Source organism: Halomonas saccharevitans, from assembly GCF_900116405.1.
GTDB classification, from domain to species: Bacteria; Pseudomonadota; Gammaproteobacteria; order Pseudomonadales; family Halomonadaceae; genus Halomonas; species Halomonas saccharevitans.
This window is the reverse complement of record NZ_FPAQ01000057.1, coordinates 1-14,801: the sequence shown is the minus strand read 5'-3', so window position 1 is coordinate 14,801 and position 14,801 is coordinate 1. Positions and strand designations below refer to the sequence as shown.

15 protein-coding genes are annotated in these 14,801 nt (G+C 65.3%); 12 read left to right on the top strand and 3 right to left on the bottom strand.

Annotation, left to right across the window (positions count from 1 at the left end; genetic code table 11):
• Window positions 1-502: 502 nt before the first annotated feature.
• The 6 genes from BM388_RS16605 to BM388_RS16580 all read left to right on the top strand — a co-directional run bounded on the left by BM388_RS16605 (window position 503) and on the right by BM388_RS16580 (window position 6,409).
• Window positions 503-1,276 carry an enoyl-CoA hydratase-related protein gene (locus tag BM388_RS16605; protein ID WP_089852223.1) on the top strand — a complete coding sequence of 258 codons (774 nt, stop codon included), beginning with the start codon at window positions 503-505 and terminating at the stop codon, window positions 1,274-1,276.
• A 143-nt stretch (window positions 1,277-1,419) separates the two neighbouring features.
• Window positions 1,420-1,839, top strand: coding sequence for a D-ribose pyranase (gene rbsD, locus BM388_RS16600; RefSeq protein WP_089852221.1), 420 nt, complete (start codon window positions 1,420-1,422; stop codon window positions 1,837-1,839).
• Window positions 1,836-3,368 carry a sugar ABC transporter ATP-binding protein gene (locus BM388_RS16595; protein WP_245781581.1) on the top strand — a complete coding sequence of 511 codons (1,533 nt, stop codon included), beginning with the start codon at window positions 1,836-1,838 and terminating at the stop codon, window positions 3,366-3,368. The genes rbsD and BM388_RS16595 overlap by 4 nt, the downstream gene beginning before the upstream one ends.
• 6 nt (window positions 3,369-3,374) lie before the next feature.
• Entirely contained in the window at window positions 3,375-4,340 is a 966-nt protein-coding gene (gene rbsC, locus BM388_RS16590) for a ribose ABC transporter permease (protein ID WP_089852219.1), read from the top strand.
• A gap of 50 nt (window positions 4,341-4,390) precedes the next feature.
• Complete coding sequence (gene rbsB, locus BM388_RS16585) at window positions 4,391-5,278, top strand: ribose ABC transporter substrate-binding protein RbsB (protein WP_089852218.1); 888 nt, start codon at window positions 4,391-4,393, stop codon at window positions 5,276-5,278.
• A gap of 33 nt (window positions 5,279-5,311) precedes the next feature.
• Complete coding sequence (locus BM388_RS16580) at window positions 5,312-6,409, top strand: LacI family DNA-binding transcriptional regulator (protein ID WP_089852216.1); 1,098 nt, start codon at window positions 5,312-5,314, stop codon at window positions 6,407-6,409.
• Here BM388_RS16580 and BM388_RS16575 read toward each other — a convergent pair.
• Window positions 6,372-7,145: a Mut7-C RNAse domain-containing protein gene (locus BM388_RS16575; protein ID WP_089852214.1), complete on the bottom strand. Its 774-nt coding sequence runs from the start codon at window positions 7,143-7,145 to the stop codon at window positions 6,372-6,374. The two genes, BM388_RS16580 and BM388_RS16575, sit on opposite strands and share 38 nt — an antisense overlap.
• Window positions 7,146-7,181: 36 nt before the next feature.
• Window positions 7,182-8,063: a DMT family transporter gene (locus BM388_RS16570; RefSeq protein WP_089852212.1), complete on the bottom strand. Its 882-nt coding sequence runs from the start codon at window positions 8,061-8,063 to the stop codon at window positions 7,182-7,184.
• Window positions 8,064-8,204: 141 nt separating this feature from the next.
• Between BM388_RS16570 and BM388_RS16565 the strand changes: the two genes are divergently transcribed.
• From BM388_RS16565 to BM388_RS17710, 6 genes are all read left to right on the top strand, one after another.
• Window positions 8,205-9,284 carry an NAD(P)-dependent alcohol dehydrogenase gene (locus tag BM388_RS16565; protein WP_089852209.1) on the top strand — a complete coding sequence of 360 codons (1,080 nt, stop codon included), beginning with the start codon at window positions 8,205-8,207 and terminating at the stop codon, window positions 9,282-9,284.
• 205 nt (window positions 9,285-9,489) lie between these two features.
• The gene (locus BM388_RS16560; RefSeq protein WP_089852207.1) at window positions 9,490-10,305 is read left to right on the top strand and encodes a ZIP family metal transporter; all 816 of its coding nucleotides are present in this window, start codon (window positions 9,490-9,492) and stop codon (window positions 10,303-10,305) included.
• Between the two features lie 51 nt (window positions 10,306-10,356).
• A complete protein-coding gene (locus tag BM388_RS16555) occupies window positions 10,357-10,692 on the top strand; it encodes a hypothetical protein (RefSeq protein ID WP_089852205.1) in 336 nt (111 codons plus the stop codon).
• Between the two features lie 140 nt (window positions 10,693-10,832).
• On the top strand, window positions 10,833-11,678 hold the full coding sequence (locus tag BM388_RS16550) for an MOSC domain-containing protein (RefSeq protein ID WP_089852203.1): 846 nt from the start codon (window positions 10,833-10,835) through the stop codon (window positions 11,676-11,678).
• A gap of 172 nt (window positions 11,679-11,850) precedes the next feature.
• Window positions 11,851-12,654, top strand: coding sequence for a methyltransferase domain-containing protein (locus tag BM388_RS16545; protein WP_175535139.1), 804 nt, complete (start codon window positions 11,851-11,853; stop codon window positions 12,652-12,654).
• A gap of 537 nt (window positions 12,655-13,191) precedes the next feature.
• The gene (locus BM388_RS17710; RefSeq protein ID WP_139233978.1) at window positions 13,192-14,391 is read left to right on the top strand and encodes a hypothetical protein; all 1,200 of its coding nucleotides are present in this window, start codon (window positions 13,192-13,194) and stop codon (window positions 14,389-14,391) included.
• 66 nt (window positions 14,392-14,457) lie between these two features.
• Here BM388_RS17710 and BM388_RS16540 read toward each other — a convergent pair.
• On the bottom strand, window positions 14,458-14,801 hold a 344-nt coding region (locus tag BM388_RS16540), incomplete at its 5' end, for an integrase core domain-containing protein (RefSeq protein WP_139233977.1).

Sequence of the window (14,801 nt, the reverse complement as noted above, 5' to 3'; positions counted from 1 at the left end):
CTGGCCGGCTTCCTGTGGGCCCTCGCCTGCGAGGCAATGGGCAAGCCACACGGCAGCCGGGCCACGACATGACGGCAGTGTCCCAGTGCCTGCGGGTCAGGGAGCGTCGGGCCGGTAGGAGAACCCCTGGCGGTCCTATGAGGCTCCCGCCCTCCGGGGCAGGGTGACCCTCGAGCGTAGAGCAGGGTAGCTCCGCGACGAAGTGATGACAGGTCGGTACCCAACCCACGAATACCAGAGAGATCCACCGTCGCTGATAGCCCCTCGCTTCCTGACCCGTAGGCATTGAGGACAACCGCATGCACTGAAGAGACAACCGAGCCCTTGACAGGTCAATCCATACCAGGACCTGCTCTTCAGCCTGTCCCCTGCGCCCCTTTAGTCACGGGTGGCCAGCCCCGACAAAAGAGGGGATTGCCGCCCAACCAAGCGTTCGCTAGGGTTGGGCGGTCTGCTTTCCAATCACGCCTTCCCTCTCAACAACAATCCCAGGAGCCATTCCATGAGCGAGACCCTGATCGAGGTCGCCGACAACGCCGGCATCGTCCGCCTGACCGTCAGCCGCCCCAAGGCGCTGAACGCCCTCAACAGCGCCGTCATCAGTGAGCTGGCCGGCGTGCTGGACGACCTGGAGCAGCGCGACGACCTGCGCGCCGTGCTGATCACCGGGGCCGGCGAGAAGTCCTTCGTCGCCGGTGCCGACATCGCCGAGATGCGCGACAAGACCCCGGAGCAGGCCCGCGCCTTCGCCGGCCAGGCGCTGAAGACCATCAAGCGCCTGGAGACCCTGCCGGTGCCGGTGGTCGCGCTGGTCAACGGCTTCTGCCTCGGCGGCGGCTGCGAGCTGGCCCTGGCCTGCGACTGGGCGGTGGCCAGCGACAACGCCATCTTCGGCCAGCCCGAGGTGCTGCTCGGCGTGATTCCCGGCTTCGGTGGCACTCAGCGCCTGCCGCGCCGCGTCGGCCCGGCCATGGCCATCGACCTGGTGACCACCGGCCGCAAGATCGATGCCAATGAGGCGCTGCGCATCGGCCTGGTTAACCGTGTGATGCCCCAGGCCGAGCTCGAGGCCTACGCCGAGGAGCTGACCAAGCAGCTCGGCGGCAACGGCCCCGAGGCCGTGCGCGGCGCCAAGCAGGCGGTGCACGACGGCCTGGACCAGGACCTGGACAGCGCCCTGGCGCTTGAGACCAGCCTGTTCGCGCTGTGCTTCGCCGGCGAGGAGCAGCGCGAGGGCATGAGCGCCTTCGTCGAGAAGCGCAAGCCGAACTTCTGACGTAACGCCTCACTCGAGCGGACGGCCGTGGCGCAATCGCCACGGCCGTCTTGCGTTGGGCATAGACTTATGGATAATCGCGACCGCAAACGTTTGCGTCCTACGCTGAAGCTCATTATCGCGATACATCGCCTGGATGTGCCATGAAACGCCAAGGCCTTCTCAATGCCCCCCTCGCCAGGCTCATCGCCGAGCTTGGCCATACCGATACCTTCGTGATCGCCGATGCCGGGCTGCCGATTCCGCCGGGCGTGCCCCGGGTCGATCTGGCGCTGCGTCCCGGCCTGCCCGGTTTCCTCGAGGTGTTCGATGCGCTGGCCGACGAGCTCTGCCTGGAAGGGGTGACCCTGGCCAGCGAGCTGGGCGAGGCCAACCCCGACCTGCATGATCGGCTCGCGGCACGCCTCGATGCCCTGGACGGCCGGGACAAGCGCCCGCTTGAGCGCCAGCGGGTCTCCCATGAGGCCTTTAAGCGCCTGCTGCCCGCGGCGCGCTTCGTGGTGCGCACCGGCGAGTGCACGCCCTACGCCAACGTCGTGCTGCGCAGCGGGGTGCCGTTTTGAGCTCCTCGGATAACGCGATCGAGGCCGCGCTGCCGCGCATGGCGCTGCAGGGCATCGGTAAGTCGTTCGGCGCGGTCACCGTGCTGCAGGACGTCGACCTCGATCTGTATGCCGGCCACGTGCTGGCGCTGGCCGGCGAGAACGGGGCCGGCAAGTCGACCCTGATGAAGGTGCTGAGCGGCGTCCACCAGGCCGACGCCGGGGCGATTCGCCTGCACGGCCAAGAGGTGCGCTTCACCACCCCGCGCCAGGCCATGGATGCCGGCATCGCCATCATCCACCAGGAGCTCAACCTGGTGCCGACCCTCTCCGCCGGCGAGAACATCTTCCTCGGCCGTGAGCCGCTGACCGCCTGGGGCAGCGTCGACTGGCGGCGCCTGTTTCGCGAGGCGGCGGCCCTGCTCGAGGAGCTCGAGCAGCCCATCGATCCGCGCGCGCCGGTGTCGCAGCTGAGCATCGGCCAGCAGCAGATGGTCGAGATCGCCCGGGCGCTGTCGCTGGATGCCGAGATCATCGTCATGGACGAGCCCACCGATGCGCTGACCGACATCGAGACCGCGGTGCTCGAGCGGGTGGTCGCTACCCTGCGCGCCGCCGGCAAGTCGCTGGTGCTGATCACCCACCGGCTGGCCGAGATATTTCGCATGTGCGACGACGTCGCCGTGCTGCGCGACGGCCGCCTGGTGCATCAGGGCCCTACGGCAGAGTCCAACGAGGATCGGCTGATCCAGCAGATGGTCGGCCGGGAGCTCGCCGACCGCTATCCCTACGAGCCGCCCCAGGCCGGCGACGTGGTGCTCGAGGTCGAGCACCTGGTGGCGCCGGGCGTCGAGGACGTCTCGTTCACGGCCCGCGCCGGCGAGGTGCTGGGCTTCGGCGGCCTGATGGGCGCCGGGCGCACCGAGATGTGTCGTGCGCTTTGCGGCGACGTGGCGCGCCGCGCCGGCCGGGTCAAGGTCAAGGGGCGCGAGGTGCGCTTCACCTCGCCCCAGCAGGGCCTGAAGGCCGGCCTGGTCTATGTGCCCGAGGATCGCAAGCAGTCGGGCCTGGTGCTCGAGCACTCGGTGGCCGACAACATGTCGCTGACCGCGCTGCCGGCCTTCTGCGGCCCGCTGGGCGTCATCCGCCACGGCCGCGAGACCAGCGCCATCGACCACTACATCGAGGCCTTTCGCATCAAGCTGAGCGACGCTGGCCAGCCCGTGAAGACCCTCTCCGGCGGCAACCAGCAGAAGGTCTCGCTGGCCAAGGCGCTGATGCCCGAGCCCGAGATCGTGATCCTCGATGAGCCCACGCGCGGGGTCGATGTCGGCGCCAAGCGTGAGATCTATCTGTTGATCAACCGACTCAAGCGCGAGGGCAAGTGCGTCCTGCTGATCTCCTCGGAGATGCCGGAACTGATCGGCCTGTCCGATCGCATCCTCGTGCTGGCCAACGGGCACATCAGCGGTGAGTTCGACCGCGATGAGGCCACCCAGGAAAAGATCATGACCGCGGCGGCACATGTCGCCACGTCGATGGAGACTTGAGAGACCATGACTGCTACTCCCATGAAGCGATCGGCGGTGCGCCTGTTGATCGATAACAAGGCCTTCCTGGCCCTCGTGCTGCTGGTCGTGGTCAGTGCCGCCATGAGCGACAACTTCCTGACCGGGGACAACCTGCTCAACGTCCTGCGCCAGACCAGCATCAACGCCATCATCGCGATGGGCGTGACCTTCGTGATCCTGACCGCCGGCATCGACCTCTCGGTAGGCGCCGTGCTGGCCTTGAGCGGTGCCTTCGCCGCCTCGATGACCGCCTCGGGGCTGGCCCCCTGGATCAGCGTACCCGGCTCCATCGCCGCCGGCGCGGCGATGGGCATGGTCTCCGGCCTGTTCGTGGCCTTCGGCCGGATCCAGGCCTTCGTGGTCACCCTGGTCGCCATGACCGTGGTGCGCGGGGCCACCCTGGTCTACACCGACGGCCGGCCGATCTCGATCGGTGGCGGCGACGTCGCCGATGCCTTCTGGCAGCTCGGCGGCGGCTACTGGATGGGCATCCCCATTCCCATCTACCTGATGTTCTTCGTCTTCGTGCTCTGCTGGGCCGTGCTGCACCACACCCGCTTCGGCCGCCACGTCTACGCCGTGGGCGGCAACGAGCAGGTCGCGCGGCTGTCGGGCATCAACGTCAACCGCATCAAGGTCAGCGTCTACGCCATCGCCGGGGCCTGCGCCGCCCTGGCCGGCGTGGTGCTGACCGCGCGCCTGGGCTCGGCCCAGCCCACCGCCGGCATGACCTATGAGCTCGACGCCATCGCCGCCGTGGTCATCGGCGGCACCAGCCTGATGGGCGGTCGCGGGCGCATCTTCGGCACGTTGGTCGGGGCGCTGGTGATCGGGGTGCTCAACAACGCCCTGAACATCCTCGGCGTCTCGTCCTACTTCCAGATGATCGCCAAGGGTGCGGTCATCCTGCTGGCGGTATTGATCGACAGCCGCTCGCAGTCCTCGTCCTGATTCGCGCCGAGTCCGGACATCCGACAACAAGACCTCAGGAGCCTTGCCACATGAAAAAGCTGATTCTGGCCACCGCCGTCGCCGCCACCGTGGGTCTGGGAACCGCCCAGAACGCCATGGCCGACCGTATCGCCCTGGTGATCTCGACGCTCAACAACCCCTTCTTCGTGACCCTGCAGGAGGGCGCCCAGGCCCAGGCCGAGGAGCTTGGCCACGAGCTGATTGTGCTCGACTCGAGCAACGACGCCGCGCGTGAGCTCTCCAACGTCGAGGACGCCCTGTCGCGCGACATCGATGTGCTGCTGATCAACCCCACCGACTCCGATGCCGTGGTCTCCGGGGTGCGCACCGCCAATGCCCGCAACGTGCCGGTCATCACCCTGGATCGCAGCGCCAACGGCGGCAACGTGGTCTCGCACATCGCCTCCGACAACGTGGCAGGCGGCGAGCTGGCCGGCGAGTTCATCATCGAGCAGCTCGGCGGTGAAGGACAGGTCGTGCAGCTCGAGGGCGTGCCCGGTGCCTCGGCGACGCGCAACCGCGGCGAAGGCTTCATGAACGCCATCGGGATGATGGACGGCATCGAGCTGGTGGCCACCCAGCCGGCCAACTTCAATCGCAGCGAAGGCCTCAACGTCATGGAGAACCTGCTCCAGGCGCACCAGGGCATCGACGCGGTGTTCGCCCAGAACGACGAGATGGCCCTCGGCGCCCAGCGTGCGCTGCAGGCGGGTGGTCTCGACGACGTCGTGCTGGTCGGCTTCGACGGCACCGACGACGGCATCCAGGCGGTCAACGACGGCAAGATGAGCGCCACCATCGCCCAGCAGCCGTCGCGCATCGGCGAGTTCGGCGTGATCGCCGCCGATCGCCTGCTCAACGGCCAGGAAGTGGACGCCAACATTCCGGTGCCGCTTCAGCTGGTGGCTGAGGAATAACACGGGTGACCCAGGCGTAACGGCGGCCAAGCCATGATTCGTCTCAAGGACGTCGCCCGGCAGTCGGGCGTATCGGTGACCACGGTATCGCATGTGGTCAACGGTACGCGGCGCGTTGCCCCCGCCACCCAGGTGCGGGTGCAGCGCGCCATCGCCGAACTCGGCTATCGGCCCGACAGCATCGCCCGGGCCCTGAAGTCGAACCGCAGCCGCACCATCGGCATGATCGTGACGGCCGCCAACAACCCTTTCTTCGCCGAGATCATTCGCGGCGTCGAGGATCACTGCTTCGCCCACGGCTACAGCCTGATGCTGTGCAACACCGGCGATGCCGACGCCCGGCAGCTCTCCTACCTGCAGGCCCTGCGCGACAAGCGCGTCGACGGCCTGATCGTGATGACCGCCCATAGCGGGCCCGATTTCCTGGCGGCGCTGGCGCGCCAGCCGCTGCCCACCGTGCTGATGGATGCCGATCCGACCAGCGGCGAGGACATCGCCGTGGTCAACGACGACTCGCGCCTGGGCGCGAGGCTCGCCATCGAGCATCTTCTTTCGCGCGGCCTGACCGACATCGCGCTGCTGACCGGCCCGGCCTCGCACCCGCGTTCACGCGAGCGCCTGGCCGGCGCCCTGGCGGCGTTGGAGGCGGCGGGGCTTCGCCCGCCGGCATCGCGCATCGTCGCCACCAACCTGATGGCCGACGGTGGCCATGACGCCATGCGACGGCTGCTCGCGGGATCGTCGCCTCCCCAGGCGCTGTTCGCCTTCAACGACCTGGTGGCCATCGGCGCCATGCGGGCGGCCCGCGAGCATGGGCTCTCGCTGCCGGGTGACCTGTCGGTGGTGGGCTACGACGACATCGAGCTGGGGCGCTATCTCACTCCGGCCCTGACCACCGTGCACCAGCCGGTCTACGAGCTGGGCGCGATGGCCAGCGCCCAGCTGATCGAACGCCTGGAGCACGGAAGGCCCCTGGAGCCGGTGCTGCGGCTCGATCCCTGCCTGGTCGTGAGGGAATCGGTAAGAGAGTCGTTAGGGGAGCCGTTAAGAGAGTCGGTAGGCGAGCCGGTGCAAGAGTCGGCGGGCGAGTCGGTCAATTCTCCTTCTCCCTCTCCCTCGCCCTCTCCCTGAGGTCTCGTCGCCTCAGGTGCTCCACCCGTGCTTCCATCCGCGAGACATGGCTGCCGTGCCAGTAGAGCCGGCCGCAAGCCTCGCACTCGAGAAACGTCTCCACATGGCGCCGCGTCAGCGGCTCCAGCCGATGGATCACCGACGCCTTGTCGACGCTGGCCAGCCGACCGTTGCAACGCGCGCAGCGGGTGAAGGGGGCAAGGGCCGGGACGAGGTCGAACTCGTCGCACACCTCCTCAACCTGACGCCAGGGATCGGTGTGACGTACCCAGTGGGCGAGACGGATCCGCTTGCGCTTGAGCAGTGGGCGGTCGCGGGTCAGCGCCACGCGGGTCTCTTCCTCGGCGATGGCGGCCAATTCGGCATCGGCGATGTCGGGGCGGTAGTGGCAGTCGAAGCCGAGCAGGCGCAGGTAGCGGGCGAGCCGGCCGAGGTGGGCATCCAGCACGAAGCGCGGGCAGGCCGGCGGCGTCGGGCGCAGGTGGCGGGCCGCTCGCGGAGCGCGGGGCCAGGGGTAGACCTCGACCCGCTCTCCGCCGGAAAGGACCTGTTCGAAGCCCACCGAGGCGCCATCGACCAGGATGACGTCGACCTCGGTATGGGGCACGCCCAGCGACTCGATCACATCCTTGATCGCGGCCCGCCGCGTCACGCCAGGGGTGAGCGTTCGGCCGCGCCGAGCCGGCGGCAGCAGGTCGTTCAGCCGATCGTGGAAACGGATCTCGACGGTGGCCATGGCGTCTCCTGTCCGCTGGGTCTGTTCCCGGTCAGTCTATGCTATCGCCCGGCGGCGCAGCCGGATCATCCGCGTGGCGATGGCGGTGCCCGCCAGGGTGATCGCCATGCCGGCGAGGATCTGCAGGCTGAGCCCCTCGTCGAGCAGCAGGTAGCCCCATAGCAGGGCGCTGACCGGCACCAGGAAGGTGACGGTGGAGGTCGCGGTGGCCCCCGCACTGGCAATCAGGCCGAAGTAGAGCAGGAAGGCCAGCGCGGTGCTGAGCACCGCGAGCGCCAGGCCATTGCCCCAGGCCAGGCCGCTGATCGGTTCCGCCGGCCACAGCAGCAGCCCCGGCACCAGCAGGATCAACGCCGAGGCGCTGGTGCTGCCGGCCGCCAGCACCCGCACCGGCAGGTGGGCGAGGTGGCTCCTGGCGTAGTTGCCGGCCACGCCGTAGCAGAAGGTGGCGCCCAGCACGGCGAGGATGAACCAGCCATCGCCGCCCAGCGCGAAGTCCAGCCGGTCCGCCGAGAGCACATAGACGCCGAACAGCGCCAGGGCGAGCCCCAGGTACTGCTGGCGCTGAATCGGGGTGGCGAAGAACAGTGCCCCGATCAGCGCGGTGAAGATCGGCGTGGTGGCATTGATCAGCGAGGTGAAGCCCGCCTCCAGCCGGGTGGTGGCGAGTGCCAGCAGCGAGAAGGGCAGCACGTGGTTGATCAGGCCGAGCAGCAGCAGCCGGCCCGCGTGGTCCCACACCAGGCGCAGGTAGCGGGCGCTCAGCAGCAGCGGCACCAGCAGCAGCGCCCCGACGCCCATGCGCAGCAGGATCAGCGGCACGGGGCCGAACTCGGGCACCGCCACGCGCATGAAGATGAACGACATGCCCCACAGGGTGGAAAGCAGGATCAGGCGCAGGGTATCGGCCGCTGACATTCGACGTCCTTGAGGTTGGCAGAGATCAGGTGGTAACACGGTAGACGCGTCGATGCTTCCTTGACGTGCATCAAGGGCAAGAGCGGCGTGTGGCTGCTATAGCTTAACCGCTTGTATTCTAATGCATGCCAGGAGCCCTTCATGCCCACCATGATGAAAGCCGCCGTCTTCGTCGAACCCGGCCGCATCGAGATCGACGACAAGCCGCTGCCGGAGATCGGCCCCAACGATGCCGTGATCCGGGTGACCACCACCACCATCTGCGGCACCGACGTGCACATCCTCAAGGGCGAGTACCCGGTGGAGCGGGGCCTGACCATCGGCCACGAGCCGGTGGGGGTGATCGAGAAGCTCGGTGCCAATGTCCAAGGCTATGCCGAGGGCCAGCGGGTGATCGCCGGGGCGATCTGCCCCAGCTTCACCTCCTACGCCTGCCAGGACGGCTGCAGCGCCCAGGACGGCGGCCATCGCGGCCATGGCTACAAGCCCATGGGCGGCTGGCGCTTCGGCAACACCATCGATGGCGCCCAGGCCGAGTACCTGCGCGTGCCGGATGCCCAGGCCAACCTCTCGCCGGTGCCCGACGGCCTCACCGACGACCAGGTACTGATGTGCCCGGACATCATGTCCACCGGCTTCGCCGGGGCGGAATCCGCCAACATCAAGATCGGCGACAGCGTGGTGGTCTTCGCCCAGGGGCCCATCGGCCTGTGCACCACCGCCGGCGCCCGGCTGCGCGGCGCCGGACTGATCATCGCCGTGGACGGGGTCGACGAGCGCCTCGAGATGGCCCGCAAGATGGGCGCCGACGTGGTCATCGACTACCGCAAGGTCGACGTGGTCTCCGAGGTCCTCAAGCTTACCGGCGGGCGCGGCGTGGATGCCTCCATCGAGGCGCTGGGCCTGCAGCAGACCTTCGAGTCCGCCCTGCGGGTGCTCAAGCCCGGCGGCACCCTGTCGAGCCTGGGCGTCTACTCCGAGGACCTGACTCTTCCCCTGGACGCCTTCAGCGCGGGCCTGGGCGACCACCGGATCGTCACCTCGCTCTGCCCCGGCGGCAAGGAGCGCATGCGCCGGCTGATGCAGATCATCGACAGCGGCCGCCTGGATCTCGGCCCCATGGTCACCCATCGCTACCCGCTGGAGCAGATCGTCGACGCCTACGACCTCTTCTCTCACCAGCGCGACGGCGTGCTCAAGATCGCCCTCGAGGTGTCCTGAGCCTCGAGGGGCGATCGCTGACGTTCGCGCCTCGTCGGCGGTGTTCAGCCCCGCGGCAGGGGGGTACCATGCCCCCCTTCGCAGGGCCACTTGTCGGCAGAGACGCCGAGTCGAAACGATGCCGCCCGAGAGCCCCCCAGGGGGCTCGGGCGGCGCGCGCATCGACAAGGGGTCGAACTTTCTCGTAGCGAACGGTGTGTCACACGTGGTCGATTATCTGGTAGAACTGGATCCGGTCTGGCAAGCGCTTCTCGCCACCCTCTTCACCTGGGGCGTCACGGCGGCCGGTGCCGCCCTGGTATTCTTCACCCGCACCGTCAATCCCCGGTTCATGGACTGCATGCTTGGCTTCGCCGCCGGCGTGATGATTGCCGCCAGCTTCTGGTCGCTGCTGGCCCCGGGAATCGACATGGCAGAGCAGCTGGGGCAGGTCGCCTGGCTGACCGCCGTCATTGGCTTCATGAGCGGCGGGATCTTCATGCGGCTGGCCGACCGGATCCTGCCGCACCTGCATCCCGGCCTCGGCATGGACAAGAGCGAGGGCATCAAGACGACCTGGCAGCGCAGCACGCTGCTGGTGCTGGCGATCACCCTGCACAACATCCCCGAGGGGCTGGCCGTGGGGGTGGCGTTCGGCGCGGTGGCCGCCGATCTTCCCTCGGCTACCCTGGGCGGCGCCCTGGCACTGGCGATCGGCATCGGCATCCAGAACTTTCCCGAGGGCACGGCCGTGGCCATGCCGCTGAGGCGCGAGGGCATGAGCAAGCGCAAGAGCTTCTTCATGGGGCAGGCCTCCGGCGCCGTCGAGCCGATCGGCGCCGTCATCGGCGCGCTGTTCGTCTTGAACATGCAGAGCATTCTGCCCTACGCGCTCTGTTTCGCCGCCGGGGCGATGATTTTTGTCGTGGTCGAGGAGTTGATTCCGGAATCTCAGCGTCAATATGAAAATATCGACCTGGTGACCATGGCCACCATGGCCGGCTTCACGATCATGATGATGCTGGACGTATCGCTGGGGTGACGCCGCCCCGATGAATCAACCTGCCGCATGCGCGCGGCCTACGGAGCAACGATGGAAACAGAACTGAGCGAATTCGAACAGGTGATGCGTCGCCAGATCGAGGACTTCATGAGCCCCAAGCAGGGCACGGTGAAGGGCCGCGATGCCAAGTCGGCGCCTGCCGCCGCGGCGGCACCCAAGGCGCCTCGCAGCAAGGCCGCCGGCGCGCCGAAGACCGGCCACCTGGTCAAGCTGGCGGTGCGCACCAAGCCGCTGGAGATGGATACCGTGTTCGAGCACGCCTCCACCAGCATCTCCAAGATCGAGGCCCAGCTCGAGGCCGAGAAGGCCGCCAAGAAGGCCGGCTACCCGATCATCGGCTACGTGATCGAGACCCAGCGCCTCTGAGGCCGCTTCCTCGGGGGCACGTCGAACTCGCCTCGTCGCCCCACGCCGACCCGCCCGTTGACGCACCCGCGCCGCGAGCCCCTTTGCCCGGCCGCCCCGGCACGGCACGATAGGGGCCCCATCGGCGAGAGGCACGACCCGTGAAGATCACCCAGCTCAATATCTACCCGGTGAAGTCGCTGCGCGGCATTCCCCTCGAGCGCGCCAAGCTGACCGAGCGCGGCCTGGCCCATGATCGGCAGTGGATGGTGGTCGACGACATCGGCCGCTTCGTCACCCAGCGCCAGATCCCCGGTATGGCCCAGATCGGCGTGCGCCTGACCGACGAGGCGCTGGTGCTCGAGCATCCCGACGCCGCGCCGCTCGCCATTCCGCTCGACCGCGCGGACCAGCCGCGCCTGCCGGTGCACGTCTGGGACGACCAGTGCCAGGCGCTGGACGAGGGCGCTGAGGCCGCCGCCTGGCTCGGCGCCGTGCTCGGCGACGTCAAGGGCAGCGGCCTGCGCCTGGTGCGCTTCGCCCCGGACCAGCGTCGCGACGTCGAGGCCCACTACCTGGCCCCCGACGAGCGAGCCCATACCGCCTTCGCCGACGGCTATCCCTTCCTGGTGGTCACCGAAGGGTCGCTTGACGAGGTCAACCGCCGCCTCGCGGCCAAGGGCCTTGCGCCCGTGCCCATGGAACGCTTCCGGCCCAGCATCGTGGTGGACGCCGCCGAGCCCTTCGCCGAAGACGGCTGGGGCGAGCTCGCCCTGCACGAGGGCGCGGTGCGCCTCGGCCTGCGCAAGCACTGCCAGCGCTGCAAGATCACCACCGTCGACCAGGCGACCGGCGAGATCGCCGTGCCCGGCGAGCCGCTGCGCACCCTGGTGGAGATGAACACCCGCCTCGCCCCGGGCGGCTACTTCGGCCAGAACGCCATCCTGCTGTCCGGCGACGGGCGCTCGCTCGCCGTCGGCGATGCCCTGGCGCCGAGCCCGCGGTGAGTCGGCAGTAACTCGGCAGTAAGCCGCTCGGCCCCGCCCACGTTTCCTTCCTCGGGGCCGGGCTATACTCGGAATGTGGGCGGGCAGCGTGACGTCCGCCGGTTCCCATCGACGCCCGCGGCCCGCCTGCCCCCTTTCCCAACGGGGAGGGGGAGATAGGGGAGGGCGGGTGATGAACGACACACCGATGGCTCAGGAGATCGAGGCGGCCCGCGCCTATGAGGCGCTCTTCGTGCCCTCGCTGTTTCGGCAGTGGGCCACGCCGCTGCTCGACCTGGCGCGGGTCGCGACCGGCGATCGCGTGCTGGACGTGGCCTGCGGCACGGGGATCCTCGCCCGCGAGGCGCAGCCCCGCGTCGCCCCCTGCGGGCTGGTGGTCGGCCTGGACGCCATGGGCGGCATGCTCGAGGTGGCCCGCGAGCTTGATACGGAGATCCTCTGGCGCCAGGGCGACGCCCAGCAGCTTCCCTTCGAGGCCGAGGCGTTCGACGCCGTGCTGTGCCAGTTCGGGCTGATGTTCTTCATCGACCAGCCGGCGGCGCTTGGCGAGATGCACCGCGTGCTGGTGCCGGCGGGGCGGCTGGCCGTGGCGGTATTCGACGGCCTGGAGGGCAACCCCGCCTACGCCCGCGAGGTCGCCCTGCTGGAGCGCATCGCGGGCCCCGCCGCCGCGGAGGCACTGCGCGCCCCCTTCGTGCTCGGCGACGCCACGGCGCTTTCGGCCATGGCCCGCGAGGCCGGCTTCGAGGACGTCGCGGTGACCACCCGCCAGGGCATCGCCGACTTCCCCAGCATCACCTCCCTGCTCGAGGCGGACCTGCGCGGCTGGCTGCCGGTGATGGGCGTGCACCTCGACGAGGCCACCATCCAGCACGTGCTCAGCCAGGCCCAGGTCGAGCTTGGCGACGTCATCGATCCCCACGGCCGCGCGGTGTTTGAGGTCTCAGCGCACCTGCTCAGCGGCCGCCGGGGCTAGAGCCGCCGCCTTCCTCGGCGACCATCACCGACTCAAAGCATCACCCCTCTACGACCTTTGCATTAGCATCCGTTCACGCACCCCAAAGGAATATTTGGTAGCCTTCCTGTTACTAGGTGTTTCCGCGTGGATGTGTGCTGTCGTCTCAATGCGACGCTTTTCTCCCCCAGCGGCTAGGAAGGCGGCACCTCACGGGCCTGTCGTGGCGGTAGCGTGCTTGCATCTGAAATCTGAGTTTGTCGAATAATAGTTCGGGCGGGCGGACAATGGTTCTCGCACAGATACAGGTATTACCTACTTTATTCAGGTATTTCACACCAACTCTTACCGAACCTGGCTGCATAGAAGTTGGGTGAAGAGGGCTGCTTGCTATTTTCAAAAAATGCCTTCCTTCTGGTTTTTTTAAAGAACTTTATTGCAGCAAAGTATGATGTGTATAGTTTATCTGGTTCTCGGCGCTCCTTATGGCAGAGAGGCGTTATAGAGAAGGTTTTTGTGAGTGCGGATTTTTAATTAATTTCGAAAATGAGGCTGGGTGTGGACGATAGAGAAAAGGAGCTTCTTGCTTATGTGCGTACTTTGTATGAAAGGCAAAGTAACAAAGCCTCTAAGGCTGGAATGACTTATTGGGCTATCCTTGCTGGGCTTATATATGTGGCTTGGCATTTGCTGGAGACTTTTTCAGAGCTTTCATTTGGAGTGTCAAGTAGGCTGGGATTTTATCTTTCATTTAGTCAGATGTATTTGATTTTGCTGTCTATATCCTTGCTTGTGGCGTCAGGGGGGACTTCTAAAGGAAAAAGCAAGCTGGACTATAGAGTTTTTCGTAAAGGCGGTGGTGACCTCCCAGCAATTTTTTTCTTACTTTTTTTTCTGGGGCTACCGTTGTACTCTGTGTATCAGGTTAATAGTGCTTCGGCCCATAATCTTTTGTTTGGAATTCAGAGTTCAATAAACTTTTGGTCTGTGGCAATTTTCTTTTTTGTATTTTTGCTTTATGGGTTCATTGAAGGTGGGGTTAACAGGAAGAGCAAGTTTCCTCCAGCAAGCGAAATATTGCCTGCTACTTCGAGGATTAATAAAATAACTCATTTCTTAATGAGTGCAGTTTTTATAGAGTTGCTTTTAGGGAATTCAGTAAATGTTGTTGCGGGGCTACATAGCTCTAGTGTTTCATCAAGCGTCCTCATTGCAGCGTTCGACTTTTCTTTAATAATGTTTGGTGTTTTTTTGCTTTTCCGAAGGGGGAAGGACGATGAGCACCTCAATCGACTAGCATGTCTTGAAAGAGATATTGTAATACATGAAATACCAAAGGAGGAAATACTTGAGCGTTTACAAGATGAACATCTTGGGCGCTATCTCGGGGATTGGATAGAGCAGCTTCTTAAAGAGTCAAGAGAGAAAGGGAATGAGATAACTAGTCATTCAGATAAAGTAGATGAGTTTCTTGCGGAAGTGAGCGCAATAGACAAAAGTTATGAAAGAGAAAGAAAAGGCCGTGTAGAAGAGTATGTTGATGAGCTTGAGAGGAAGAATGATTCATATCATCAAAGTATACACCCATTGCTAGAATGGCTTAAACAGGCCAGTGTTCAGTCTGCTTTGCATAATGACTCATTTATGAGGTCTATCATCAAATCAAGCGCTGATGAGCTTAAAGAGAGCAGTAATGAAGTGAGCGAAAAGCAAAAGATGGCTGTTAAGAAGTTGCGAGAGTGGCTTGGGTCTGAATAGTTTTTGGTTCCTTGACAGACCTGAACGCTAAGCCGCTTGCTTAAGCTCTGAATATTTTTTTGCTATCTACATGTCGGGTCCCGTGTGATTGACCACCCGCTTGGTAAATAACTCAGGTCGCTTGGCCTGCCATTCCTTCATCACCGCAATCGGTGATTGATGGTGCAGCGCCTTCTGGGGAATGTGGTGATTGTATAGCCACGTATAGCGTTTCAGCGTCTGCTCCAGATCTTCTCCTGAGGTATAGCGCCTTGTCGCTAGCACATCGCTGATGCGGCCATTGAAGCGCTCCACCATGCCGTTCGTCTGCGGCCTTCCCGGCTTGATCAGACGATGTTCGATACCATCGGCCTGGCACTCTTGGTCAAATGCATGGTTCCCGCTGGGCTTTCGCTCACCGGCCCGAGTGA